This window comes from Streptomyces sp. NBC_01255, assembly GCF_036226445.1.
Lineage (GTDB): Bacteria > Actinomycetota > Actinomycetes > Streptomycetales > Streptomycetaceae > Streptomyces.
Genome location: NZ_CP108474.1, coordinates 6,557,796 through 6,582,580, shown reverse-complemented (window position 1 = coordinate 6,582,580; position 24,785 = coordinate 6,557,796). Strand labels below are relative to the sequence as shown.

Annotated in this window: 17 protein-coding genes, 1 tRNA gene and 1 pseudogene; 10 read left to right on the top strand and 9 right to left on the bottom strand. The window is 70.9% G+C overall.

Going from position 1 to position 24,785, the window contains the following annotated elements:
* Positions 1–5: 5 nt before the first annotated feature.
* Complete coding sequence (locus OG357_RS29780; RefSeq protein WP_107105423.1) at positions 6–146, bottom strand: SPW_0924 family protein; 141 nt, start codon at positions 144–146, stop codon at positions 6–8.
* A 170-nt stretch (positions 147–316) separates the two neighbouring features.
* The gene (locus OG357_RS29775; RefSeq protein ID WP_329624072.1) at positions 317–2,176 is read right to left on the bottom strand and encodes a lytic transglycosylase domain-containing protein; all 1,860 of its coding nucleotides are present in this window, start codon (positions 2,174–2,176) and stop codon (positions 317–319) included.
* A gap of 275 nt (positions 2,177–2,451) precedes the next feature.
* On the opposite strand from OG357_RS29775, the gene OG357_RS29770 reads away from it, so the two are divergent.
* Positions 2,452–3,357 (top strand): DUF4184 family protein, encoded by a 906-nt coding sequence (locus OG357_RS29770; protein ID WP_329625737.1) that lies wholly within the window; start codon positions 2,452–2,454, stop codon positions 3,355–3,357.
* A 238-nt stretch (positions 3,358–3,595) separates the two neighbouring features.
* On the opposite strand, the pseudogene OG357_RS29765 reads toward OG357_RS29770, so the two are convergent.
* Both OG357_RS29765 and polA read right to left on the bottom strand, forming a co-directional pair.
* Positions 3,596–3,892: pseudogene (locus OG357_RS29765) on the bottom strand (serine hydrolase); the annotation flags it as partial.
* Between the two features lie 674 nt (positions 3,893–4,566).
* Positions 4,567–7,287, bottom strand: a complete 2,721-nt coding sequence (gene polA, locus OG357_RS29760) for a DNA polymerase I (RefSeq protein ID WP_329624071.1) — start codon at positions 7,285–7,287, stop codon at positions 4,567–4,569.
* 136 nt (positions 7,288–7,423) lie between these two features.
* Between polA and OG357_RS29755 the strand changes: the two genes are divergently transcribed.
* The 7 genes from OG357_RS29755 to OG357_RS29725 all read left to right on the top strand — a co-directional run bounded on the left by OG357_RS29755 (position 7,424) and on the right by OG357_RS29725 (position 16,659).
* Complete coding sequence (locus OG357_RS29755) at positions 7,424–9,706, top strand: FdhF/YdeP family oxidoreductase (protein ID WP_329624070.1); 2,283 nt, start codon at positions 7,424–7,426, stop codon at positions 9,704–9,706.
* A gap of 62 nt (positions 9,707–9,768) precedes the next feature.
* A complete protein-coding gene (locus OG357_RS29750; RefSeq protein WP_329624069.1) occupies positions 9,769–10,254 on the top strand; it encodes a hotdog fold thioesterase in 486 nt (161 codons plus the stop codon).
* A 534-nt stretch (positions 10,255–10,788) separates the two neighbouring features.
* Complete coding sequence (locus tag OG357_RS29745) at positions 10,789–12,024, top strand: branched-chain amino acid ABC transporter substrate-binding protein (protein WP_329624068.1); 1,236 nt, start codon at positions 10,789–10,791, stop codon at positions 12,022–12,024.
* 116 nt (positions 12,025–12,140) lie between these two features.
* The gene (locus OG357_RS29740) at positions 12,141–13,070 is read left to right on the top strand and encodes a branched-chain amino acid ABC transporter permease (protein ID WP_317594229.1); all 930 of its coding nucleotides are present in this window, start codon (positions 12,141–12,143) and stop codon (positions 13,068–13,070) included.
* Positions 13,071–13,075: 5 nt separating this feature from the next.
* A complete protein-coding gene (locus OG357_RS29735) occupies positions 13,076–14,908 on the top strand; it encodes a branched-chain amino acid ABC transporter permease (RefSeq protein WP_329624067.1) in 1,833 nt (610 codons plus the stop codon).
* Positions 14,909–14,911: 3 nt separating this feature from the next.
* Positions 14,912–15,946 carry an ABC transporter ATP-binding protein gene (locus OG357_RS29730; protein ID WP_329624066.1) on the top strand — a complete coding sequence of 345 codons (1,035 nt, stop codon included), beginning with the start codon at positions 14,912–14,914 and terminating at the stop codon, positions 15,944–15,946.
* The gene (locus tag OG357_RS29725) at positions 15,943–16,659 is read left to right on the top strand and encodes an ABC transporter ATP-binding protein (RefSeq protein WP_030325214.1); all 717 of its coding nucleotides are present in this window, start codon (positions 15,943–15,945) and stop codon (positions 16,657–16,659) included. The genes OG357_RS29730 and OG357_RS29725 overlap by 4 nt, the downstream gene beginning before the upstream one ends.
* 82 nt (positions 16,660–16,741) lie before the next feature.
* On the opposite strand, the gene OG357_RS29720 is transcribed toward OG357_RS29725, so the two are convergent.
* Positions 16,742–17,395 (bottom strand): ANTAR domain-containing response regulator, encoded by a 654-nt coding sequence (locus tag OG357_RS29720; protein WP_317594233.1) that lies wholly within the window; start codon positions 17,393–17,395, stop codon positions 16,742–16,744.
* Between the two features lie 116 nt (positions 17,396–17,511).
* Here OG357_RS29720 and OG357_RS29715 point away from each other — a divergent pair.
* A tRNA-Leu gene (locus OG357_RS29715) sits at positions 17,512–17,584 on the top strand.
* A 54-nt stretch (positions 17,585–17,638) separates the two neighbouring features.
* On the opposite strand, the gene pyk is transcribed toward OG357_RS29715, so the two are convergent.
* Positions 17,639–19,066, bottom strand: a complete 1,428-nt coding sequence (gene pyk, locus OG357_RS29710; protein ID WP_329624065.1) for a pyruvate kinase — start codon at positions 19,064–19,066, stop codon at positions 17,639–17,641.
* 146 nt (positions 19,067–19,212) lie between these two features.
* On the bottom strand, positions 19,213–19,899 hold the full coding sequence (locus OG357_RS29705) for an SIMPL domain-containing protein (protein ID WP_329624064.1): 687 nt from the start codon (positions 19,897–19,899) through the stop codon (positions 19,213–19,215).
* A 172-nt stretch (positions 19,900–20,071) separates the two neighbouring features.
* Between OG357_RS29705 and OG357_RS29700 the strand changes: the two genes are divergently transcribed.
* The gene (locus tag OG357_RS29700; RefSeq protein WP_329624063.1) at positions 20,072–21,868 is read left to right on the top strand and encodes a bifunctional metallophosphatase/5'-nucleotidase; all 1,797 of its coding nucleotides are present in this window, start codon (positions 20,072–20,074) and stop codon (positions 21,866–21,868) included.
* Positions 21,869–21,908: 40 nt separating this feature from the next.
* On the opposite strand, the gene OG357_RS29695 is transcribed toward OG357_RS29700, so the two are convergent.
* A complete protein-coding gene (locus tag OG357_RS29695; protein ID WP_329624062.1) occupies positions 21,909–23,333 on the bottom strand; it encodes a lysine N(6)-hydroxylase/L-ornithine N(5)-oxygenase family protein in 1,425 nt (474 codons plus the stop codon).
* Entirely contained in the window at positions 23,330–24,715 is a 1,386-nt protein-coding gene (locus tag OG357_RS29690; RefSeq protein ID WP_329624061.1) for a pyridoxal phosphate-dependent decarboxylase family protein, read from the bottom strand. Before OG357_RS29690 ends, OG357_RS29695 begins: the two co-directional genes overlap by 4 nt.
* Positions 24,716–24,785 lie beyond the last annotated feature (70 nt).

The following is a 24,785-nucleotide window of genomic DNA, read 5'->3' as shown; positions in this document are numbered from 1 at the left end:
TCCCCCTACTTCTTGGGGCCGGGATCGGCGGTCAGCAGGGGCTTGGGCGAGGTGGGCCCGTCGGGCGGCAGATCGACCAGGGACACGAGGAGGACGAAGAGGAGGACTGGGGCGAGTCCGATGGCGACGGCGACAAGGGCGCGCATGGTCGGCCTCCCGCGGCTGGATCTGATAGGGCGTCAGGGCGGGGGCACCGTAGCAATGCGGCCGCGAGATGAGAACACGTTGCACCCGGGTAACGCGGAACGCCGCCCCCGCGTCCGGTGCGGACGGAGGGGCGGCGCTGGAGGACGCGACGCGGGGAGCGGTCCTTCGGTCAGGCCGAGGGCGAGGAGGAGGGAGAGGAGGTGGCCTCGGGCGAGTCGGTCGTGGGGGGTGTCGGTTCCGGGGTCGACGGCTCAGGGGTGGGCTCGGGCGCCGTGACCGTGAGCTCGACGAAGACGCTGCCGCCGCCGGGCGTCGTCAGCTGGAGGAAGTACGTGCCCGCCTTGCCGCCCGCGAGAAGGCCGTCGGCGGCAAGGGGGATCAGACCGTCCGCGTCGGTCGTGAAGGTCGTGGTCCTGGCCGTCGCGCCCGCGTCGCCCTTGAAGTACGGTCCGTCAGCGCTCGGCTCGGTCGCGGTCTTCGAGGTGACGATGCGGCCGGTGACGAGGACGCCGGGGGCGAGCGCGCCCTTGTCGGTGGCCTTCACCCGCAGCTGATGGGTGAACCCGGTGCCGGTGGTCGCGGACAAGGCGGCCTCGCCGTCGAGCCGCGTGAGGGTGTCCGCCTTGCGCTCGGTGACCGTCGCGGTGAACTCGGTGGTGACCAGGGGGGTGCGGCCCACGACCGTGGCCCGAACCTTGAACGAGTCGAGCTTCTCCCCCGCCCGAAGCACGGGAGCGGCGGCGATGCCGCTGGCGCCGGTCGTGACGGTGGCCTTGGCCGCCCCCCCGGCGAAGCGGGCGTCGGTGGTTCCGACGATCTCGAAGCTGATGCTCACCCCGACGACCGGTGCGCCCGAGGCGTCGAGCGCCGCGACCGTGGGGGACTTGGCGAAGACGTTCCCGGTGGTGGTCGTCAGCGGACCGGTCGTCACGGTCGCGAGCCGCGTGACCTTGACGGCCGGCGGGACGGTGGGCGGCGTCGTCGGCGGGGTGGTGGGCTTCGTCGGCGGAGTCGTGGGCGGGGTGGTCGGCGGCTTGCTCGGGTCCGTCGTCGGCGGGGTGGTCGGCGGCACGGACGGCTTCGGCGGCTTCGGCGGGACCGGCTTCGACGCGGGGGGCGTCGGCGCGGGCGTCGTCGGGAGGGGCGAGAGCGGCGGCGTGGGCGTGGGGCGGTTGCCCCGGCCGCGGGTGTCGCTGCGGTCGACCGGCAGCACTCCCGTACCGTCCGGGACCTGGTGGGTGCCGCGCTTGTAGTACTCGAACCAGGACAGGACCGTGTTCAGGTACTCCCTCGAGCGGTTGTAGCTGAGGACGGCGCGGTCGAGGTCGGCCTGGAGCGCGAGGTTCCGGTCGTTGGCGCAGAGGTAGAGACCGGCGGCCTGCGCGGCGTCGTAGATGTTGTTCGGGTCCTTCTTGCCGTCACCGTTGGCGTCCTGACCCCAGGTCGCCCAGGTGGACGGGATGAACTGCATCGGGCCGACGGCTCGGTCGTGTGTCTTGTCGCCGTCGTAGGCGCCGTCGTCGGTGTCCGAGATGTTTGCGAAGCCGACGCCGTTGAGGGCGGGGCCGAGGATCGGCGAGAGAGTGGTGCCGTTGGCGTCGACGCCGCCGCCGCGCGCCTGGCCGGACTCGACCTTGCCGATGCCGGCGAGCAGCTGCCACGGCAGGTTGCAGCCGGGGTCGGTCGAGCGGACCGACGCCTCGGCCCGCTTGTAGGCGGAGAGGACGGACGCGGGTATGCCGGCCTCGGCGGGCCCGGTGATCACCGGCAGGTTGGTGGGCGCCCCGGGCTTGATCGGGGTGTTCAGCGGCGGCAGTTCGGTGTAGTACGGCGAATCGCCGGTCGCGGAACCGTCGGTCGGCGGCGTGGCGGTGTCCCCGGCGCCGATGGCCCGGTCGCCGCCGGCGTTGTCCGTGGGCGGCGGGATCATGTCGGGCGCCTGCGAAGCGGCGAGCGCCGCGACCGCCGCGGCCACCACCGCACCGCTGGTGGCCCCCTTGCGCAGCCGGCGGCCCAATTGCGCTGCCATACCTGTGGTCCCCTCCCCATCGACTGAGTCCCACGCTCCCCGCGTGTGACCTCTGGCGACCCTATGCCAACTCCGGACCACCGGGCACTGACGCCTGACCGTGTTTCACGCTTTCGTCACCTCTCGGCCTCCTGGCGATCGGACCCGGACCGGTGGCCTCCTCACGTATACGGGCTGACCGGCTCGGGACGGGAACCGACCTGCGGGTCCTGACCCTCTTGCACTGCGGCCGTTCCGCCGCGGCCGTCACCACCGGAACCGAGTGGGAGCTCCCGTTGCCGTTCACGCTCAGCCATGCCGCCGCCGTCCTGCCCGGGCTGCGCCGTGACGGGACCGCGCGCGGACCGCTGGTCGCCTCCGCTCTCGTCGCGGGTTCCTTCGCGCCCGACATGACCTACTTCGCGGCCACGGCGGTGCCCGGGGCGATGGCCTTCGGCGACGTCACCCACTCCCCCGTCGGGATCGTCACGGCCGACGTGCTGATCACCGCGACCCTTGTGGCCCTGTGGCTGACCGTGCGCGAGCCGCTCGTCGCGCTGCTGCCCGCCCGGTGGCGCGGGCGGGTGTACGGGCTCGTACGGGGACGTCCCTGGCGGGACCGGCACACGGCGGTGCTCGCCGGCTGGTTCTTCCTCTCCGCGGTGGTCGGTTCGACGACCCACGTGGTGTGGGACTCCTTCACCCACATCGACCGTTGGGGCACGCGGGCGATCCCCTTCCTCGGCGAGCTCGTGGCCGGGTTCCCCGTCTACCTCTACGCGCAGTACGGGGGTTCCGCGCTGGCCCTGGGGCTCCTCTGCTGGTTCACGTTCCGGGCGCTGCGCTCCACCGCGCCGGACACCGAGCTGCCCGCCCGGATCCCGGTCCCGGGCCGGCGGGGGCGGCTCGTCGCGGTCGGCCTCATCGGCGGCTGCGTCCTCGCCGGGGTGGCCCACCGGGTGCTGCGCTGGGCCGCGTACTGGGGCTGGAACCGGATCGAGACGCCCCTGGACGTCATTCCGACGGCATGCTTCGGAGCCGGCGCGGGGCTCGCCGTCGGGCTCGTGCTGTACGGGACGGGGGCACGGCTCCTGGGTACGTCCCCCACTCCTGCGGCCGGTGCCCCGGCCACGTCCCACCCGGCGCCGGAGGGCGAGGCCCCGGTTCGCCGCGCGGAGCGCTCCCGTCCGGGGTCTCGCTGATCCTGTCCCCGGGGGTGAATCCGCGGGCCGCCGTGCTGCCCGCGAGTCCGCGGTGCACGGCGAGGGCGATCCCCTCCAAGGTGCGCACTCCGTACCGCATGGTGGGGTTGTCGTGGCTCAGGAGGGCCATCCGGTAGTCGACGACGGCGCTGCCGGTGCCGGTGGTGGTGCCCGTGCCCGTGCCCGTGCCCGTGCCGCGGACGATGCCGATGCTGTGGACGCGCCACTCGTGGGTGGCGCGGGGCAGCCAGCCGTTCTTGAGGTGGACCTTGACCGTGCGGGGCGCGCCCGCGGTGACGCCCCAGGCCTGGCTGCTGACGACCTGCCCCATCAGGGTGAGCGCCTCGGTGCGGCGGGAGACGGCGGCGAGCAGGGCCAGTTGGTCGCGGGCGGTGGTGCGGGTGAGGCCCCAGTAGCGGTCGTGGCCGAGGACGGTGTCCTGGGCGCCGGCCTCGCGGAGCACCCTGTTCAGCCGGGCGCGCGAGAGTCCCTGCCACAGGTCGGTGGCGGAGGTGTTGTCGGAGCGGGTGATCATGGCCTTCATCCGCTGGGCCTCCAGCCGGGTGGGCGCGCGGCCCAGCTCCTCGGCCGGCCCGAGGACGGCCTGCATGATGAGGACCTTGGCGATGCCGGCGGAGTCGTAGAGCCGGGCGTCGCCGAGCCCGCAGCGCAGCCCGCGCCGGGGGTCGTGGACGGCGACCGAGACCGTGGCGTCGCGGTCCTTGAGTGCGGCGACGATGTCCTGGGACATCCGGGTCGCCAGGGCGGGGTCTTGGGACGAGGTGCAGAGGGCGGGGGCCTGGTGTGCCTCGGCGGGCCAGGTGGTGCCCGATGCTCCGAGGAGCGCCCCTAGGAGGGCCCAGGCCCGGAGGCGGGAGCGGCGGCTCGTGATCATGCTCCCCAGTGTTGGGAGCCCGACCGTCGGCCCGCCCCCTGACTGGTCCACCTGGCGCACATCCCAGGACCGGTCCGCACTGGTCGCGGGCCCGGGGACGTACCGTACCGGCGCCGAAGCCTAGGCCCGGCAGGGGGCGCCGTCCCGTGTGCCCACCCGTCCCGCCCTGCGGGACGATTGCCCACACGGGGGGGCGACGGTCCACAGCGGGGGCCCGCGGCGGGCCTGGCCCGCACGGGCGGGCGCGGGCCCACACGGGCAAGGCGCGGGCCCACACCCCGGGCGGGCCGCACTGTGGGCGCGCGCCCCCTGCGTCAGTGGGCCGCCGAGTCCCAGTCGTGGCCTACGCCGACGGAGACGTCGAGTGGGGCTCGGAGGTCTGCCGCGGCGGACATCTGTTCGCGGACCAGGGCCTCGACCTGCTCGCGCTCGCCGGGGGCGAGTTCGAGCACGATTTCGTCGTGGACCTGGAGGAGCATCCGGGAGGCGAGGCCCGCCTCCGTCAGTGCCCTGTCGACATTGAGCATGGCGACCTTGACGATGTCGGCGGCCGTGCCCTGGATCGGGGCGTTGAGCGCCATCCGCTCGGCGGACTCGCGGCGCTGCCGGTTGTCGCTGTTGAGGTCCGGCAGGTAGCGGCGGCGGCCGAGGATGGTCTCCGTGTAGCCGGTGGCGCGGGCCTCGTCGACGACCCGGCGCAGGTAGTCCCGTACCCCGCCGAAGCGCTCGAAGTAGGTGTCCCGCAGGCCGGCGGCCTCGCCCGGGTCGATGCTCAGCTGCTGCGCGAGGCCGAAGGCGGAGAGGCCGTAGGCCAGCCCGTACGACATGGCCTTGATCTTGCGGCGCATCTCGGCGTCGACGGCGGACCGCTCGACACCGAAGACCTGGGAGGCGACCGTGGTGTGCAGGTCCTCGCCGGAGGCGAAGGCCTCGATGAGGCCCTCGTCCTCGGAGAGGTGGGCCATGACCCGCAGCTCGATCTGGCTGTAGTCGGCGGTCATGAGGGCCTCGTAGCCCTCGCCGACGACGAAGCCGTGCCGGATGGCCCGGCCCTCGTCCGTGCGCACCGGCACGTTCTGCAGGTTCGGGTCGGTGGACGAGAGGCGTCCGGTGGCAGCGACCGTCTGACTGAAGGTGGTGTGGATCCGGCCGTCGGCGGCGACGGTCTTGATCAGGCCTTCGACGGTGGAGCGGAGCCGGGCCTGCTCGCGGTGGCGGAGCATGATCACGGGCAGGTCGTGCTCGGTCTGGCCGGCCAGCCAGGCGAGCGCGTCGGCGTCCGTCGTGTACCCGGTCTTGGTCTTCTTGGTCTTCGGCAGGTTCAGCTCGCCGAAGAAGACCTCCTGGAGCTGCTTGGGCGAGCCGAGGTTGAACTCGTGGCCGACGGAGGCGTGCGCCTCCTTCACGGCCTGCTGCACGGCGCCGGCGAACTGCTGCTCCATGGCCTCCAGGTGGTCGCGGTCGGCGGCGATGCCGTGCCGCTCCAGGCGGGCGAGGAGGACGGAGGTGGGCAGCTCGACGTCGTGGAGGAGCTCGCGGGCCCCGACCTCGCCGAGCCGCTCGTCGAAGGCGTCGGCGAGGTCGAGGACCGCGCGGGCCTGGGTCATGAGGGCCTCGGCCTCGGCGGTGTCGTCGGCGCCGAAGGCGAGCTGGCCGTCGGCGGCGGCGGCCGGGGCGAGCTCGCGGTGGAGGTACTCGACGGAGAGCGCGTCGAGCGCGAAGGAGCGCCGGCCTGGCTTGACGAGGTAGGCGGCGAGGGCGGTGTCCATGGTGACGCCCGCGATGCTCCAGCCGTGCTCGGGGAAGACCCGCATGGCGCCCTTGGCGTTGTGCATGACCTTCGGGCGGGCCGGGTCGGCGATCCACGCGGCCCAGGCCCGCTCGTCGGTCTCGTCGAGGGCGCTGGGCTCGAACCAGGCGGCGGCTCCCCCGGCGGCGGCGAGGGCGACCTCGCTCACGTTCCCCGTGCCGAGGGCCCAGCTGTCGACGGTGGCGATGCCGAGGGGCTCGGCGCCGTGCTCGGCGAGCCAGGGGGCGAGCTCGCCGGCGCCGAGGACGGTGCCGTCGATCTCGACGCCCGCCTCCGGGGCCGGGGCGGTGTCCTCGGCGGCACCCGGGTCGACGGCGAGGAGCCGCTCGCGCAGCGAGGGGTTGCGGATCTCCAGGGTGTCGAGGACGAGGGCGACCGCCCCGCGGTCGTACGGCTCGCGGGCGAGGTCCGTGACGCCCTTCGGCAGCTCGACGTCCGTGACCATCGCGGTCAGGCGGCGGTTGAGCTTCACCGACTCCAGGTGGTCGCGGAAGTTCTGGCCGGCCTTGCCCTTGACCTCCTCGGCGCGTTCGACGAGCTCGTCGAACGAACCGAACTGGTTGATCCACTTGGCGGCGGTCTTCTCGCCGACGCCGGGGATGCCGGGGAGGTTGTCGGACGGGTCGCCGCGCAGGGCGGCGAAGTCGGGGTACTGCGAGGGGGTCAGGCCGTACTTCTCCTGGACCTTCTCCGGGGTGAAGTGGGTGACCTCGGAGACGCCCTTGGTGGGGTAGATCACGGTGGTGCGGTCGGAGACCAGTTGGAAGGAGTCCCGGTCGCCGGTGAAGATCCGGACGTCGAAGCCCTCGGCCTCGGCCTGGGTGGTGAGGGTCGCGATGACGTCGTCGGCCTCGAAGCCGTCGACGGCGAAGCGCGGCACGTTCATCGCGTCGAGGAGCTCGCCGATCAGCTCGACCTGCCCCTTGAACTCGTCGGGGGTCTTCGAGCGGTTCGCCTTGTACTCCGGGAACTCCTCGGACCGCCAGGTCTTGCGGGACACGTCGAACGCCACCGCGAAGTGCGTGGGCGCCTCGTCGCGGAGGGTGTTCGCCAGCATCGAGGCGAAACCATAGATCGCGTTCGTCGGCTGGCCCGTAGCGGTGGTGAAGTTCTCCGCGGGCAGCGCGAAGAACGCGCGGTACGCCAGGGAGTGCCCGTCCATGAGGAGGAGTCGCGGGCGGTCCGCTTCGGTCTTCTCGGTCTTCTTCGATGCTGTCTCGGCCACGGAACGATCCTCCCACGCCCCACTGACATTCCCGGTCGCACATGCCCCGTCGCACTGCCCGGCCCGCCCCTCCGTCAGTGGCGCGTGACAGGATCGGAGACGTACGCCACAGGATTACCGCTCAAGGGAGAGCGCGATGGTCAGCAAGCCCCCGGCCGGTGACCCGGTACAGGACGCACCGCAGGTCACGCCGCCGCAGCACGCCGCAGCGGGCCTGCCCGCCATCGGGCACACGCTGCGGATCGCGCGGGAGCAGATGGGGCTGCGGCGCACCGCGCGCACCCTGCTCAAGGTCAACCAGAAGGACGGCTTCGACTGCCCCGGCTGCGCGTGGCCGGAGGAGGACAAGAGGCACGTCGCCGAGTTCTGCGAGAACGGCGCGAAGGCGGTCGCCGAGGAGGCGACGCTGCGCCGGGTGACCCCGGAGTTCTTCGCCGCGCATCCGGTGGCGGACCTGGCGACCCGCAGCGGGTACTGGCTGGGCCAGCAGGGCCGGATCACCCAGCCCATGCTGCTGCCGGAGGGCGGCGAGCGGTACGAGCCGGTGACCTGGGAGCGGGCCTTCGCGATCATCGCCGAGGAGCTCCGGGCCCTGGGCTCCCCCGACGAGGCGCTGTTCTACACGTCGGGCCGGACCAGCAACGAGGCCGCGTTCCTGCTCCAGCTCTTCGCCCGCGAGTTCGGCACGAACAACCTGCCGGACTGCTCCAACATGTGCCACGAGTCCTCCGGTTCGGCGCTGACCGAGACCATCGGGATCGGCAAGGGCAGCGTCTCCCTTGAGGACCTGCACCGGGCCGACCTGATCGTCGTGGCGGGGCAGAACCCGGGCACGAACCACCCCCGGATGCTCTCCGCCCTGGAGAAGGCGAAGGCCGCGGGCGCGAAGATCATCTCGGTCAATCCGCTGCCCGAGGCCGGTCTGGAGAAGTTCAAGAACCCGCAGACCCCGCAGGGCATGCTCAAGGGCGCCGCGCTCACCGACCTCTTCCTCCAGATCCGGATAGGCGGCGACCAGGCCCTCTTCCGGCTCCTCAACAAGCTGGTACTGGAGACGCCCGGGGCGGTCGACGAGGAGTTCGTACGGGAACACACCCACGGGTACGAGGAGTTCACGGCGGCGGCGCGGGCGGCCGACTGGGACGAGACGCTCGCCGCGACCGGTCTCGACCGCGCCGAGATCGAACGGGCCCTGGAGATGGTGCTCGCGTCGGAGCGGACGATCGTCTGCTGGGCGATGGGCCTCACCCAGCACAAGCACTCCGTGCCGACCATCCGCGAGGTGGTCAACTTCCTTCTGCTGCGCGGGAACATCGGGCGGCCGGGCGCGGGCGTGTGCCCGGTGCGGGGCCATTCGAACGTGCAGGGCGACCGGACGATGGGGATCTTCGAGCGCCCCGCGCCGGCCTTCCTCGACGCCCTGGACAAGGAGTTCGGGATCGTCTCGCCGCGCCACCACGGCTACGACGTGGTCCGCTCGATCCAGGCGCTGCGCGACGGCGAGGCGAAGGTGTTCTTCGCGATGGGCGGCAACTTCGTGGGGGCGACCCCCGACACGGAGGTGACGGAGGCGGCGATGCGGCAGGCCCGGCTGACCGTCCATGTCTCGACGAAGCTGAACCGCTCGCACGCGGTCACGGGCACGCGCGCGCTGATCCTGCCCACGCTCGGGCGCACGGACAAGGACGTGCAGAAGAGCGGCCGCCAGATCGTGACGGTCGAGGACTCGATGAGTCTGGTGCACGCCTCGCGCGGCAATCTGCCGCCGGCGAGCCCGCACCTGCTGTCCGAGCCGGCGATCGTGGCGCGCATGGCGCGGGCCGCCCTCGGGGACGGATCCGCCACGCCCTGGGAGGAGTTCGAGGCCGACTACGCCACGATCCGGGACCGCATCGCGCGCGTGGTGCCCGGTTTCGAGGACTTCAACGCCCGTCTCGCGGCGAACGCCGGCGGCTTCGCGCTGCCGCACGGCCCGCGCGACGAGCGCCGCTTCCCCACGAAGACCGGCAAGGCCAACTTCACGGCCGCGCCCGTCGAGTACCCGAAGGTGCCGGAGGGCCGGCTGCTGCTCCAGACGCTCCGCTCGCACGACCAGTACAACACCACGATCTACGGCCTGGACGACCGCTACCGGGGCATCAAGGGCGGCCGCCGGGTCGTCCTCGTCCACCCCGAGGACGCGGCGGCGCTCGGGCTCGCCGACGGGGCGTACACGGATCTGGTGAGCGAGTGGACGGACGGGACCGAGCGGCGGGCGCCCGGCTTCCGGGTGGTGCACTACCCGACGTCGCGGGGCTGTGCGGCGGCCTACTACCCGGAGACGAACGTGCTCGTCCCGCTGGAGTCCACGGCGGACGTCAGCAACACACCCGCCAGCAAGTCCGTGATCGTCCGTCTGGAACAATCGCAGTCCGCCTAAGCGTTTGCTCAGGCGGGTCGGAACGCGACACGCAGCCGTACAGAGACGAACGGAGCCGGTCCATGGGCGAACAGCAGCACGTGAAGTTCCCGCAGGAGGTCATCGACGAGTACGCGGCACTGGGAGTCGACCTGCCCGCGCTCTTCTCCGCCGGGCACCTCGGCAACCGGATGGGCGTGCAGATCCTGGAGGCCTCGGCCGAGCGGGTCGTCGGCACGATGCCGGTGGAGGGCAACACGCAGCCGTACGGGCTGCTGCACGGCGGCGCCTCCGCGGTGCTCGCCGAGACGCTGGGCTCCATCGGCTCGATGCTGCACGGCGGGGTGTCCAGGATCGCGGTCGGCGTCGACCTCAACTGCACCCATCACCGCGGGGTGCGCAGCGGCCTCGTGACGGGCGTGGCGACCCCCGTGCACCGCGGGCGGTCCACCGCCACGTACGAGATCGTGATCAGCGACGAGGAGGGCAGGCGGGTCTGCTCGGCTCGGCTGACCTGCCTGCTGCGCGAGGTCACGGCGAAGGACGCGGGGATCGTCGCGGGCGGCTGACGCACACGGACCGACGATCAAGGGGCGGCACCCGGCAGGGTGCCGCCCCTTCGTCGTCCCCTCTTCGATTCCGCCCACTGTCACTCTCCGTGATCTTCGTTCGGGAGGTGAACGGGGAGAAATCGAGAGGAACGGAAGGGCTGATTCGTCCGCTGAGGTTTCTGCCACTGTCCGATATCCGGAGAGTTCGCTCAGCGGACCGTCAGTACCAAAAAACCTCAAGCCCCTTAGCGGAACTGCATGTTCTCACTATGTGAACACCTCAATACCAACCCCTATGCCCCGGTATTCCCTGTCGCCGCGCACACTCTTTCCCCGTCGGCATAACAAGACAGTCACATCATGTCCTCGGCGCTCCCCGACCCTCCCCACCTGCGCTTAGAGTCACCGCCAGTCACCGCGCCGCCGGGCGCGTCCTAACGGCACGGCCCTGTACCACCCAGTACGGCCCGGCGCTCGACAACGGCACCCCTCGCTCCGCAGCTTCACGGCACCGCCTCATCCGAGGGGGCCGCGCCAGGGAAAGGACCCTTCGTGCGAAACCGTTCGTTGCTCATACTCACCACCGCGGTCACCGCGGGTGCACTCACCCTCACCGCCTGCGGATCGCGTGACGACAAGGGCGGCGCCGCCGAGAACGGCGACGGTGGCAACGTCACCGTGACCATCGGTCTCGACGCTCCGCTCACCGGTGAGCTGTCCGCCCTCGGCCTCGGCATCAAGAACTCGGCCGACCTCGCGGTCAAGACGGCCAACGAGAAGGCCTACGTCAAGGGCGTGACCTTCAAGCTGGAGTCCCTGGACGACCAGGCGCAGCCCTCCGCCGGCCAGCAGAACGCGGTCAAGTTCGTCGCCGACAAGAGCGTCCTCGGCGTCGTCGGCCCGCTGAACTCCTCCGTCGCCGAGTCGATGCAGAAGGTCTTCGACGACGCGAAGCTGGTGCAGGTCTCCCCGGCCAACACCAACCCGGCCCTGACCCAGGGTGTCAACTGGTCCTCCGGCGACAAGAAGCGCGGCTACAAGTCGTACTTCCGCACCGCCACCACGGACGCCATCCAGGGCCCGTTCGCCGCCCAGTACGTCTTCAACAAGGCCAAGAAGACCAAGGCCTTCATCATCGATGACAAGAAGACCTACGGCGCCGGCCTCGCGGGCACCTTCAAGGGCGAGTTCGAGAAGCTCGGCGGCAAGGTCCTCGGCACCGAGCACATCAACCCCGACACCAAGGACTTCTCCGCGGTCGCGACCAAGGTGAAGAGCTCCGGCGCCGACGTCGTCTACTACGGTGGCGAGTACCCGGCCGCCGGCCCGCTGGCCAAGCAGATCAAGGAAGCCGGCGCGAAGGTCACCGTCGTCGGTGGCGACGCGATCTTCAGCCCCGAGTACGTGAAGCTCGGCGGCGCGGCCGCGACCAACGGCGACATCGCCACCTCCGTCGGCTCGCCGATCGAGGAGCTCGCCTCCGCCAAGGAGTTCCTGACCAACTACAAGGCCAAGGGCTACAAGGAGGCCTACGAGGCCTACGGTGGCTACGCCTACGACTCCACCTGGGCGATCATCGAGGCCGTCAAGAAGGCCACCGAGGGCAACGGCGGCAAGGTCCCCGAGCGCGCCAAGGTCGTCGAGGCCATGCAGGGCGTCTCCTTCGAGGGTGTGACCGGCAAGGTCTCCTTCGACGAGTTCGGTGACACCACCAACAAGCAGCTGACCGTCTACAAGGTCGAGGGCGGCGCGTTCAAGCCGGTCGAGTCCGGGACCTTCGGCGGCTGATCCGCCTCCCCACTCCGCACCACCAGCACCATTCAGCACCACTTTCACCGCGCGGGGGGCCGCACCAGGCTCCCCGCGCGGTGTCACATCCGTCGAAAGTCTCGGAGGACAATGCGGTGAACGAACTGCCGCAGCAGCTGGTCAACGGCCTGCTACTGGGATCCATGTACGGGCTCGTCGCCGTCGGCTACACGATGGTCTACGGCATCGTCCAGCTCATCAACTTCGCCCATGGCGAGATCTTCATGACCGGCGGCTTCGGGGCGCTCACGGTCTGGCTCATCCTGCCCGGCGGCACCAGCATGTGGGTCGCGCTGCCCGTCATGATCATCGGTGCCGTGCTCGTCGCGACGACCATAGCCGTCGGAGCGGAACGGTTCGCCTACCGTCCGCTGCGCGGCGGCCCCCGCCTCGCCCCGCTCATCACGGCCATCGGTCTCTCGCTCGCCCTGCAGTACGCGGTGTGGGTGTGGTACCCCGAGGCGAAGTCCGCCCGGACCTTCCCGCAGATCCCCGGCGGCCCGATCGAGCTCGGCCCGATCACCATCCAGACCGGTGACGTCTTCCTCCTGATCGCCGCCCCGATCTGCATGGCCGTCCTCGCCTTCTTCGTGATGCGCACCCGCGTCGGCCGCGGCATGCAGGCCACGGCGCAGGACCCGGACACCGCGAAGCTCATGGGTGTCAACACCGACCGGATCATCGTGATCGCGTTCGCCCTCGGCGCCGCGATGGCCGCCGTCGGCGCCGTCGCCTACGGCCTCAAGTACGGCGTCGTCGATTACAAGATGGGCTTCCTCCTCGGACTCAAGGCCTTCACGGCCGCCGTCCTCGGCGGTATCGGCAACATCTACGGAGCCATGATCGGCGGAGTCGTCCTCGGTATCGCCGAGACCATGGCGACGGCGTACGTCAGCCACATCCCCGGTATGGAGCAGCTCGGCGGCCAGTCCTGGGCCGACGTCTGGGCCTTCGTACTCCTCATCGTCGTACTCCTCGCCCGGCCACAAGGCCTCCTGGGCGAGCGCGTCGCGGACAGGGCGTGAGCACCATGACCACCATCTCCGAGAACCCCCAGGCACCATCGGTCTCCAAGCGTGACGAGGCGACCGGTCTGATCGGCTTCGTGCCGGCGAAGGCCGCCCGCGCGCTCGTCCTGGGCGGCGCCGTCCTCACGGTCGCCAGCTGCTTCCTCGCCTGGACCTGGACGCCCACGTTCCCCGGCGACCTCACGTACTACGGCTCCCCGGCCGGCCTCCAGCTCCAGGTTCTTGTCCTGGGTCTGCTCACCGCCCTCTTCGCCCTCTCCTCGTACGGCGTCAAGGGCACCCGCTGGCTGACCCCGGCCGGCGCCGACGCGGCCGTCAAGGTCGCCGCGCTCGCCGCCTTCGGCACCACCTGGTACACCGTCGCCGCGATCAGCATCTCGCTGGGCGGGCCAGTCAACCTGGAGCCGGGCGGCGCGATCGTCGCCCTCGCCACCCTGATCACCCTTCTCGGCGCCCTCGCCCTTCCCTTCGAGCGGCCCGCGGTGCACCCCGTGGACCCCGAGGACACCGGCTGGGACCAGTTCAAGCACCGCGCCGGCAACGGCTGGACGGCCTTCAAGGGCGCCTTCGCCGCCACCGGCACCGCCCGCAAGCTGCCCCCGATGCACTCCTCGGTCGAGATCCTGATCATCACGGGCATCCTCGCCGTGGCGCTCGGCGTCTTCACCTACGGCGTCGGCACCGAGTACGACGAGCTGTTCCTCGGCTTCCTGATCACGGCCGGCGTCGGCTTCGCCGCAATCAGCAAGTCGGGCCTCATGCAGCAGGCCACGCAGCTCACCAAGAAGCACCAGAACCTCACCATCGCGGGCGCGTTCACCGCGGCGGCGCTCTTCCCCTTCACCCAGACCGACGACCAGTACGCGACGCTCGGTGTCTACATCCTGATCTTCGCCACAGTCGCCCTGGGCCTGAACATCGTCGTCGGCCTCGCCGGTCTCCTCGACCTCGGTTACGTCGCCTTCCTCGGCGTCGGCGCCTACGCGGCCGCCCTCGTCTCGGGAGCCCCGACCTCCCCGTTCGGCGTGCACTTCCCCTTCTGGGCCGCCGTCCTGGTCGGCGCCGGAGCCTCCCTGGTCTTCGGTGTCCTCATCGGCGCCCCGACCCTGCGGCTGCGCGGCGACTACCTCGCCATCGTGACGCTCGGTTTCGGTGAGATCTTCCGCATCGCCGTCATGAACACCGACGGCACCTCCGGTCCGGACATCACCAACGGCTCCAACGGCATCGCGTCCATCCCGAACCTGAACATCTTCGGGTTCGACTTCGGCGCGGAGCACGCGATCGCCGGATTCACCATCGGCCGCTTCGCGAACTACTTCTTCCTGATGCTGCTGATCATGGCGGTCGTCGTGCTGGTCTTCCGGCGCAGCGGCGACTCCCGCATCGGCCGCGCCTGGGTCGCCATCCGCGAGGACGAGACCGCGGCGCTCGCCATGGGCATCAACGGCTTCCGGGTCAAGCTCATCGCCTTCGCGCTCGGCGCCTCGCTCGCCGGTCTCGCCGGCACCGTGCAGGCCCACGTCACCTACACGGTGACGCCGGAGCAGTACCTGTTCGCCGGTCCGATCCCGCCCAACTCCGCCTTCCTGCTCGCGGCCGTCGTCCTCGGCGGCATGGGCACGATGAGCGGCCCGCTGGTCGGTGCCTCGCTGCTCTTCCTCATTCCCAACAAGCTCCAGTTCATGGGCGAGTACCAGCTCTTCGCCTTCGGCGTCGCGCTGATCCTGCTCATGCGCTTCCGCCCGGAGGGCATGATCGCCAACCGGCGCAACCAGCTGGAGTTCCACGAGAACGACGAGACGCCCGCCCCGCTCGCGAAGGCAGGTGCCTGAACCATGACGACCACCACGAAGACCGCCGACGCGACCACCGCGCCGACCGCCGGCGAGGCCGTTCTCGACGCACGCGGGGTCACCATGCGATTCGGCGGCCTCACCGCCGTCCGCGATGTGAACCTGACCGTCAACAGCGGCGAGATCGTCGGTCTCATCGGCCCCAACGGCGCCGGCAAGACCACCTTCTTCAACTGCCTCACCGGTCTCTACGTCCCCACCGAGGGTGAGGTCCGGTACAAGGGCACGGTCCTGCCGCCCACGTCGTACAAGGTCACCGACGCCGGCATCGCCCGTACCTTCCAGAACATCCGTCTGTTCCACAACATGACGGTCCTGGAGAACGTCCTCGTCGGACGCCACACCCGGATGAAGCAGGGCCTCTGGTCGGCGCTTCTCCGTCTGCCCGGCTTCAAGAAGGCCGAGGCGGAGGCGACCGAGCGGGCCATGGAGCTCCTGGAGTTCATCGGCCTCCAGGACAAGGCGCAGCACCTCGCCAAGAACCTCCCGTACGGAGAGCAGCGCAAGCTGGAGATCGCCCGCGCCCTCGCGAGCGACCCCGGTCTGATCCTGCTCGACGAGCCCACCGCCGGCATGAACCCGCAGGAGACGCGGGCGGCGGAGGAACTCATCTTCGCCATCCGGGACATGGGCATCGCCGTGCTCGTCATCGAGCACGACATGCGGTTCATCTTCAACCTCTGCGACCGGGTCGCCGTGCTCGTCCAGGGCCAGAAGCTGATCGAGGGCGACAGCCAGACCGTCCAGAGCGACGAGCGGGTCATCGCCGCGTACCTGGGCGAGCCCGTCGCGGAGAGCACGCCGGAGGTGGAGGCCCCCGCCAAGGAGGCCCCCGCGAAGGACGCGCTCTCCAAGGACGCGCCCGCCGAGGAGGACGCGCCTTCGGAGGAGGACGTGCCTTCGGAGGAGGACGCCGACGAGGCCCCCGCCGAGGACGCCCCTGAGGCCGCCGACGCCCCGGAGTCCTCGGAGGCCACCCCGCACGACCCTGCTTCGGGCAAGGAGAACGACGCATGACCGCACTGCTCGAAGTCGAGGACCTGCGCGTCGCCTACGGGAAGATCGAGGCCGTCAAGGGCATCTCCTTCTCGGTCAACGCCGGTGAGGTCGTCACCCTCATCGGCACCAACGGCGCCGGGAAGACCACCACCCTGCGGACCCTCTCCGGGCTCCTCAAGCCGGTCGGCGGCCAGATCAAGTTCGAGGGCAAGTCCCTCCGCAAGATCCCCGCGCACAAGATCGTCTCGCTGGGTCTGGCCCACTCCCCCGAGGGCCGGCACATCTTCCCCCGCATGACCATCGAGGAGAACCTCCTCCTCGGCGCCTTCCTCCGGAAGGACACCGCGGGCATCGCCAAGGACGTCCAGCGCGCCTACGACCTCTTCCCGATCCTGGGCGAGCGTCGCAAGCAGGCCGCCGGCACGCTCTCCGGCGGTGAGCAGCAGATGCTCGCCATGGGCCGGGCGCTGATGTCCCAGCCGAAGCTGCTCATGCTCGACGAGCCCTCCATGGGTCTCTCGCCGATCATGATGCAGAAGATCATGGCGACGATCGCGGAGCTGAAGGCCCAGGGCACCACGATCCTGCTCGTCGAGCAGAACGCCCAGGCCGCGCTCGCCCTGGCGGACCAAGGTCACGTCATGGAGATCGGCAAGGTCGTGCTCTCGGGCACGGGACAGAACCTGCTCCACGACGAGTCCGTCCGCAAGGCGTACCTCGGCGAGGACTGACCGGCCCGGTCCGCACCACAGACGGAAGGCCCGCCCCACAGTGACGTGGGGCGGGCCTTCCTTTCGTGCGGTAAAGCTCCGGCTACTGGCCCTTGGCCGCCTTCTTCTCCTCGGCGTCCTCGATGACCGCCTCGGCGACCTGCTGCATCGACATGCGCCGGTCCATGGAGGTCTTCTGGATCCAGCGGAACGCGGCCGGTTCCGTAAGCCCGTACTGGGTCTGCAGGATCGACTTGGCGCGGTCCACCAGCTTGCGGGTCTCCAGGCGGAGGGAGAGGTCGGCGACCTCCTTCTCCAGCGCGCGCAGCTCGGCGAAGCGGGAGACGGCCATCTCGATGGCGGGCACCACGTCGCTCTTGCTGAACGGCTTCACCAGGTACGCCATGGCGCCGGCGTCCCGCGCCCGCTCGACGAGCTCGCGCTGCGAGAAGGCGGTCAGCATGAGGACCGGGGCGATGGACTCGCCCGCGATCTTCTCGGCGGCCGAGATGCCGTCGAGGACGGGCATCTTGACGTCGAGGATGACGAGGTCGGGGCGGTGCTCGCGGGCGAGCTCGACGGCGGTGGCGCCGTCGCCGGCCTCACCGACGACCTCGTAGCCCTCTTCCTCGAGCATTTCCTTGAGGTCGAGGCGGATGAGCGCCTCGTCCTCGGCGATGACGACGCGGGTCGTCAGCGGCGGGACGTGCGACGGCTCGGCGTCGTCGGCGGGCTGGGGCGACTCGGGGGCGGTCACGCGGGCTCCTCGTTCGATGGCCTCGTTTCGGAGGCGGATACAGCTCACCATGAGCCTACCCACCTCCTGTAAGGTAGGGACACGGCGGGTGATCACCGACCTTCGTTTTGAAGGATGCCCCGGTAGCCCAGCGGAAGAGGCAGTGGTCTCAAACACCATACAGCGTGGGTTCGAATCCCACCCGGGGCACTTTACCTTTGATTCCAAGGTGCGAGTCGAGCGTCCTGCGCTCCGCCGAACGGCCTAGGTCAAGGGCTCGCCGATGTGATGGACCCGGACCAGGTTCGTCGAGCCGGCGACACCCGGCGGGGACCCCGCCGTGATGACCACGATGTCGCCCTTCTTGCAGCGCCCGATCCGCAGCAGCTCCTCGTCCACCTGCGCCACCATCGCGTCCGTGGAGTCGACGTGCGGACCGAGGAAGGTCTCCACACCCCAGGTGAGGTTGAGCTGCGAGCGCGTCGCCGGGTCCGGCGTGAAGGCGAGCAGCGGGATCGGCGAGCGGTAGCGGGAGAGCCGCTTGACCGTGTCGCCGGACTGGGTGAAGGCCACGAGGAACTTGGCCCCGAGGAAGTCGCCCATCTCGGCGGCGGCCCGGGCGACGGCGCCGCCCTGGGTGCGGGGCTTGTTGCGCTCGGTCAGCGGCGGCAGGCCCTTGGCGAGGACGTCCTCCTCCGCGGCCTCGACGATCCGGCCCATGGTGCGGACCGTCTCGATCGGATAGCGGCCGACGCTCGTCTCGCCGGAGAGCATGACGGCGTCGGTGCCGTCGATGACCGCGTTCGCCACGTCGCTCGCCTCGGCGCGCGTGGGGCGGGAGTTCTCGATCATCGAGTCAAGCATCTGGGTGGCGACGATGACCGGCTTGGCGTTGCGCTTGGCCAGCTTGACCGCCCGCTTCTGGACGATCGGCACCTGCTCCAGGGGCATTTCGACGCCCAGGTCGCCGCGGGCGACCATGATGCCGTCGAAGGCGGCGACGATCTCCTCGATGTTCTCCACGGCCTGCGGCTTCTCGATCTTGGCGATGACGGGCAGCCGGCGGCCCTCCTCGTCCATGATCCGGTGGACGTCCACGATGTCCTGGGCGCTGCGGACGAAGGAGAGGGCGATGACGTCGGCGCCGATGCGCAGGGCCCAGCGGAGGTCCTCGATGTCCTTCTCGGACAGGGCGGGTACGGAGACGGCGACGCCGGGCAGGTTGAGGCCCTTGTGGTCGGAGACCATGCCGCCCTCGATGACCAGGGTGTTCACCCGCGGCCCTTCGACGGAGGTGACCTCCAGGGTGACGCGGCCGTCGTCGACGAGGATGCGCTCACCGGCGGTCACGTCCGCGGCGAGGCCGGAGTAGGTCGTCCCGCAGCAGTGGCGGTCGCCTTCCATCGGCTCGACGGTGATGGTGAAGTCGTCGCCGCGTTCAAGGAGTACGGGGCCGTCACGGAAGCGGCCGAGACGAATCTTCGGGCCTTGAAGGTCGGCGAGGACACCGACGCTGCGGCCCGTCTCGTCGGAGGCTTTGCGTACGCGCTGGTAGCGCTCCTCGTGCTCGACGTACGAGCCGTGACTGAGGTTGAAGCGGGCCACGTCCATTCCGGCCTCGATCAACGCCTTGATCTGGTCGTATGTTTCGGTGGCGGGCCCAAGGGTACAAACGATTTTCGCTCGGCGCATAAGTCGAGCCTAGGCCTTACCCATCAGTAGGAAATCGGCGGGACATGACTACTCAACAACCTTTCCATGAAAGGCTGTTGACAAGTCTTGAATCTGTGCACCGGGGTGCTCCGATGAGCGATTTTCGCGCCCTCGCGCCCCTTGTCTCAGAGTGCGGGCGGCATCATCGTGAAGCGCGCGACGACCTCGGCCGTGACCGTCTGCCGCTGCGGTTCGAGGTCCAGCGGAGGCGCCTCGCCGGCCCGCTCCGCCGCGAAGCCCGCCGGCGCCGCCGCGAAGACCGGAGGCAGCCCCGGCATGCCGGGCCCCGCGAGACCGGCGTCCGCGAGTTCGAGGAGTGAGGCGAGCGAGGTGCCGAGGGCCGACGCGTACGCCCGCGCCCGCTGCACGGCCTCCGTCACCGCGAGACGCCGCGCCTCCGCGTACGCCGGGGAGTCCGGCCGCAGCTCCCACCACGGCCCGTCGACAGCCGTCATCTCCAGATCGGCGAGCCGGGTCACCAGCTCCCCGAGGGCCGTGAAATCGGTCAGCTCGGCCGTCAGCCGCACCCGGCCCACGAAGGCGTGGACCCGCTCGCCGCGCCCACGCCTGCCGAGCTCCGGCGAGATCGAGAACCGGCCCGTCTCCAGCTTCTGGACCGCCTCCCCCTGCGCCTTGACGAGGTCGAGCACCCGCGCGTTCCGCCGGGTCAGCTCCGTGAGCGTCGCCGAGCGGTCCGTGCCGCGCGCGGAGACGCTCACCCAGATCCGGGCGAACTCGGGGTCGACCTCCAGCCGGCCCTCGCCACGCACCGTCACCTGCGGGGCCCCGGGGGTCGCGTGTTCCTGCGTCACGTCCTGACTCCTCCATGTTCGGTAACGATCGTCCACCGAACACTTTCCCACTCCGTAACCCGAAAGGGCTGTTGCCGACGTGCCGCCTGAGCCAGAATCTACGCGCGTTGTGCGCCTGATCCTGTGTCCGATCGCGCGCCGCGAACAACGCCATCGAACCAAGGAGAAGCACATGCCGTTGAACCGCCGGACGTTCCTGGAGAGCTCCGTGGCCGTCGGGGCCGGAGCCGCCCTCACCGCGGGCGCCGTCGCTCCCGCCGAGGCCCACGGGCGCCGCCCCAAGCCGGCGAAGCGGTACTCGTTCACCGTGATGGGGACGACCGACCTGCACGGCAACGTCTTCAACTGGGACTACTTCACGGACAAGGAGTTCGACGACAAGGCGCACAACGACATCGGTCTCGCCAAGATCTCCACCCTCGTCGACCAGGTCCGCGCGGCGAAGGGCCGCCGCAACACCCTCCTCATCGACGCCGGCGACACCATCCAGGGCACCCAGCTGTCCTATTACTACGCCAAGGTCGACCCCATCACCCAGGCCGGCGGCCCGGTCCACCCGATGGCCCAGGCGATGAACGCCATCGGCTACGACGCCGCCGCGCTCGGCAACCACGAGTTCAACTACGGCATCCCGGTGCTGCGGAAGTTCGAGGAGCAGTGCGACTTCCCGCTGCTCGGCGCCAACGCGCTCGACGCGAAGACCCTGCGCCCGGCCTTCGCCCCGTACAGCATGCACCGGATGCGCACCCCGCACGGCAGGGACGTCAAGGTCGCGATACTCGGCCTGACCAATCCGGGCATCGCCATCTGGGACAAGGCGAACGTCTCCGGGAAGATGGTCTTCCCCGGCCTTGAGGAGCAGGCCGCGAAGTGGGTGCCGCGGCTGCGCTCGATGGGCGCGGACGTGGTCGTCGTATCGGCGCACTCCGGCTCCAGCGGCACGTCCTCGTACGGTGACCAGCTCCCCCACATCGAGAACGCGGCCGGGCTCGTCGCCGAGCAGGTGCCGGGCATCGACGCGATCCTCGTCGGCCACGCGCACACCGAGATCCCCGAGTACCGGGTGAAGAACAAGGAGACCGGCAAGGACGTCGTCCTGTCCGAGCCGCTCAAGTGGGGCCAGCGCCTCACCCTCATCGACTTCGACCTGGTGTGGGAGAAGGGCCGCTGGGTCGTCGAGAAGTGCGGCGCGCAGGTCCTCAACTCCAACACGGTGGCGGAGGACCCGGAGATCACCGGGCTGCTCGCGGACGAGCACGAGAAGGTCGTCGCGTACGTCAATCAGGTCATCGGCACCTCCACCGCGGCCATGACCACGGCCGACGCGCCGTGGAAGGACGAGCCGATCATCGACCTGATCAACGTGGTCCAGGCGGAGACGGTGAAGGCGGCCCTCGCGGGCGGCGCGCACGCGGCCCTGCCGGTGCTCTCGCAGGCCTCCTGCTTCTCGCGCACGGCCCGGATCCCGGCCGGCCAGGTCACCATCAAGGACGCCGCCGGGCTGTACCCGTTCGAGAACACCCTGGAGGCCCGGCTCATGACGGGTGCCCAGCTGAAGGAGTACCTGGAGTACTCGGCGAAGTACTACGTCCAGACGGCGGCGGGGGCGCCGGTGGACACCGCGCTGCTCACCAACGCGGCCGGGACGCCTGACTACAACTACGACGCCGTGTCGGGTCTGACGTACGAGATCGACATCGCGAAGCCGGCCGGTGCGCGGATCGTGAACCTGTCCTTCGAGGGCAAGCCGCTCGACCCGGCCGCGAAGTTCGTCCTCGCGGTCAACAACTACCGGGCGAGCGGCGGCGGCGCGTTCCCGCACGTCGCGAACGCGCAGCAGCTGTGGGCGAACTCGGACGAGATCCGCAACACCATCATCCAGTGGGTGAAGGCGAAGGGGACGGTCGACCCGGGTCTGTTCGCGTCGGTGGACTGGAAGCTGACCCGGGACGGCGTGCCGGTCTTCTAGTACGTCGGTCAGTACGTCGGTCAGTACGTCGGTCAGTACGTCAATGCTGTACGAGGGGCGTCAGCTTCCGGTCCTGGGCCGGGATGCTCGGCGCCTCTCGTGTCTCCAGGCCGAAGCTGGTGAAGGCGGTGCGGCGCGGCAGCGGGTAGGGCTCCTTGCCGGTGACCGCGTTGAGGATGGTCGCGCTGCGCCAGGCGGCGAGGCCGAGGTCGGGGGCGCCGACACCATGGGTGTGCTTCTCGGCGTTCTGGACGTAGACGGAGCCGGTGACGGAGGGATCGAGGACCAGCCGGTACCGCTCGTCGATCCGGGCGCGGCCGGCCGCGTCGTGGCGCAGGTACGGGTCGAGTCCGGCGAGCATCCGGTCCACGGGGCGCTCGCGGTAGCCGGTCGCGAGGACGACGGCGTCGGTGGTGAGCCGGGAGCGGGTGCCCTGCTGGAGGTGTTCCAGGTGGAGTTCGACCTGGGTGGTGGCGACGCGGCCCGCGGTGCGGACGCCGACTCCGGGGGTGAGGACGGCGTCGGGCCAGCCGCCGCGCAGGGTGCGGCGGTAGAGCTCGTCGTGGATGGCTGCGATGGTGTCGGCGTCGATGCCCTTGTGCAGCTGCCACTGGCGGGGGACGAGTTCGCCGCGTACGGGCTCGGGCAGGGAGTGGAAGTAGCGGGTGTAGTCGGGGGTGAAGTGTTCCAGGCCGAGCTTGGAGTACTCCATGGGGGCGAAGGCCTCGGTGCGGGCCAGCCAGTGGATCTTCTCGGCTCCGGCGGGGCGGGCGCGGAGCAGGTCGAGGAAGATCTCGGCGCCGGACTGGCCGGAGCCGATGACGGTGACGTGACCGGCGGCGAGGAGCGTCTCGCGGTGGGCGAGGTAGTCGGCGGAGTGGATCACGGGGACGCCGGGGGCCTCGGCGAGCGGCCGGAGGGGTTCGGGAACGTACGGCTCGGTGCCGACGCCGAGGACGACGTTCCGGGTGTAGGCGCGACCGAGGGCCTCGGCCTCGCCGTCCGGGTCGATCTGGGTGAAGTCGACCTCGAAGAGGCGGCGCTCGGGGTTCCAGCGGACGGAGTCGACCTGGTGGCCGAAGTGGAGCCCGGGGAGCCGCTCGCTGACCCATCGGCAGTACGCGTCGTACTCGGCGCGCTGGATGTGGAACCTCTCGGCGAAGTAGAAGGGGAAGAGGCGCTCGCGGCTCTTCAGGTAGTTGAGGAAGGTCCAGGGGCTTGCGGGGTCGGCGAGGGTCACCAGGTCGGCGAGGAAGGGGACCTGGAGGGTGGCGCCCTCGATGAGGAGGCCGGGGTGCCAGTGGAAGGCGGGCCGCTGCTCGTAGAAGGTGGCGGAGAGGCCGCCGGGGACGCCGTGCGCGAGGGCGGCGAGCGAGAGGTTGAAGGGGCCGATGCCGACACCCACCAGGTCGTGGGGCTGGTCGAGGTCGTCGTCCTTGGGGGTGCTGCCGGTGCTGCCGGTCATCGGTGCGTGCTGCCTTCCACGAGGGTGATGAGCTGTGCCAGGTCGCCGGGGGTGGCGTGGGGGTTGAGCAGGGTGGCCTTGAGCCAGAGGCGGCCGTCCGCCTCGGCGCGGCCGAGGACCGCGCGGCCCTCGGCGAGGAGGGTGCGGCGGATCGCGGCGACGGTGTCGTCGGTGGCTTCCGCCGGCCGGAAGAGGACGGTCGTGAGGGTGGGCCGGGCGCGCAGGTCGAGGCCGGGGGTCTTCTCCACGAGGTCGGCGAGGTCCTGGGCGAGGGCCATGCACGCGTCGACGAGGGCGCCGAGGCCGGAGCGGCCGAGGGCGCGGAGGGTGACGGCCGTCTTGAGGACGTCGGGTCGGCGGGTGGTGCGCAGGGAGCGGCCGAGGAGGTCGGGGAGCCCGGCCTCGGTGTCGTCGTCGGCGTTGAGGTAGTCGGCGGTGTGGCCGAGGACGGCGAGGTCGGCGGCGTCGCGTACGGCGAGGAGTCCGGCGGCGGCCGGCTGCCAGCCGAGCTTGTGGAGGTCGACGGTGACGGTACGGGCCCGGTCGAGGCCGTCGAGGAGCCGGCGGTGGGCGGTGCTGAGGAGGACGGGGCCTCCGTAGGCGGCGTCGACGTGGAGTTCGGCGCGGTGGGCCGCGGCGACGTCGGCGAGCTCCGGGAGCGGGTCGATCAGGCCCTCGTCGGTGGTGCCGGCGGTGGCGACGACGAGGACGGGGCCTTGGGTCGTGGTCAGGACCTCGGCCAGGGCGGCCGGTTCGAGGACGCCGTGCGGGGTGGGGACCGTGACCGGGGCGGGGAGTCCGAGGAGCCAGGCGGCGCGGTGGAGGGAGTGGTGGGCGTTGGCCCCGACGACGGTCCGTACGGCCCCGTGTCCGGCGTGACGCTCGCGCGCGAGGAGCAGGGCGAGCTGGTTGGACTCGGTGCCGCCGGTGGTGACGAGGGCGTCGGGGGCTTCCGCCGCGGGGAAGACCTCGGCGGCGAGGGCGGCGGTGACCAGGGCTTCGAGGGCGGAGGCGGCGGGGGCCTGGTCCCAGGAGTCCATGGACGGGTTGAGCGCGGAGGCGGCGAGATCGGCTGCGGCGGCGAGCGCGAGGGGCGGGGTGTGGAGGTGGGCGGCGCAGAGCGGGTGCGCGGGGTCGGCGGCGCCGGCGGCGAGGGCGGTGACGAGGGCACGGAGCGCCTCGCCGGCGCCGGTCCCGGTCTCGGGGAGTACGGCTCCGAGGGCCGCCACCCGCGCCGCGACGGCCTCGGGCCCGCCTGCGGGGAGCGGCCCGCCCCTCTCCTCCGCGCCGGCACGGAGTGCGTCGAGGACGGTGTCCAGGAGGGGACGAAGGGCGTCGGCGCCGGGGGCGCCTCCGGCGAGGGGTGGGGGTGCGGCACGCATGGACGACAGCGTGCCGGGGGTTGTCGGGGTATGTCCGGGGAGTCGGGTGTTGTGACCCGAACGGGGGACG

Excerpts from the sequence above, each read along its gene's own strand:
- pyk (WP_329624065.1), bottom strand. The coding sequence starts at position 19,066 with ATGCGCCGAGCGAAAATCGTTTGTACCCTTGGGCCCGCCACCGAAACA.
- OG357_RS29780 (WP_107105423.1), bottom strand. The coding sequence starts at position 146 with ATGCGCGCCCTTGTCGCCGTCGCCATCGGACTCGCCCCAGTCCTCCTC.
- OG357_RS29690 (WP_329624061.1), bottom strand. The coding sequence starts at position 24,715 with ATGCGTGCCGCACCCCCACCCCTCGCCGGAGGCGCCCCCGGCGCCGAC.
- OG357_RS29725 (WP_030325214.1), top strand. The coding sequence starts at position 15,943 with ATGACCGCACTGCTCGAAGTCGAGGACCTGCGCGTCGCCTACGGGAAG.
- OG357_RS29695 (WP_329624062.1), bottom strand. The coding sequence starts at position 23,333 with ATGACCGGCAGCACCGGCAGCACCCCCAAGGACGACGACCTCGACCAG.
- OG357_RS29750 (WP_329624069.1), top strand. The coding sequence starts at position 9,769 with ATGGGCGAACAGCAGCACGTGAAGTTCCCGCAGGAGGTCATCGACGAG.
- OG357_RS29700 (WP_329624063.1), top strand. The coding sequence starts at position 20,072 with ATGCCGTTGAACCGCCGGACGTTCCTGGAGAGCTCCGTGGCCGTCGGG.
- OG357_RS29755 (WP_329624070.1), top strand. The coding sequence starts at position 7,424 with ATGGTCAGCAAGCCCCCGGCCGGTGACCCGGTACAGGACGCACCGCAG.
- OG357_RS29730 (WP_329624066.1), top strand. The coding sequence starts at position 14,912 with ATGACGACCACCACGAAGACCGCCGACGCGACCACCGCGCCGACCGCC.
- OG357_RS29775 (WP_329624072.1), bottom strand. The coding sequence starts at position 2,176 with ATGGCAGCGCAATTGGGCCGCCGGCTGCGCAAGGGGGCCACCAGCGGT.
- OG357_RS29735 (WP_329624067.1), top strand. The coding sequence starts at position 13,076 with ATGACCACCATCTCCGAGAACCCCCAGGCACCATCGGTCTCCAAGCGT.